Origin of the sequence: Photorhabdus akhurstii, from assembly GCF_018448925.1 — a bacterium.
GTDB classification, from domain to species: Bacteria; Pseudomonadota; Gammaproteobacteria; order Enterobacterales; family Enterobacteriaceae; genus Photorhabdus; species Photorhabdus akhurstii.
Window position 1 is genome coordinate 1 of record NZ_RCWE01000132.1, and the last position, 463, is coordinate 463.

Here is a 463-nt window from a genome sequence, read left to right on the forward strand (position 1 = left end):
ATGATTATGATGCCGCCCGCCGGCTGACGACGCTGCGCGCCCCGGAAGGGACCACCCGTTATCATTACGACATCCTGGGCCGGCTGTTAACCGTGGACTCCCCGGACAGCGCCCTGCATTTTGAATATGACGAGCAGGACCGGATAGTGCGGGAAATTCAGCCGCACGGCGAGATTCTGCGTCACTACCCGGATAACCGCGCCGCAGAACGGCAGTTGCTGACCGGCGAAACAGCGCCGGTTGCCGGCCCTGCCCGGTTTAGCGGGCAGACTCACCTCTGCCGCTGGCAGAGTCGCCGGGAAGTCAACCGGGTGGGGGAGCTGATTACGCTGGCGCTGGAAGGACAGGCGCCCCTGACCCTGGAACGGGATGACGCCGGCCGGGATACGGGGCGTTACGTGGAAGGGGGATTTATTCTGCGCCAGCAGTACAGCCTGATGGGCCAGTTAACCGCGCAACGGGC

The 463-nt window shown here is 64.4% G+C and carries 1 pseudogene; it reads left to right on the forward strand.

Annotation, left to right across the window (positions count from 1 at the left end):
• Positions 1-463 (forward strand): annotated as a pseudogene (locus EAE93_RS24085) (RHS repeat domain-containing protein); the annotation flags it as partial.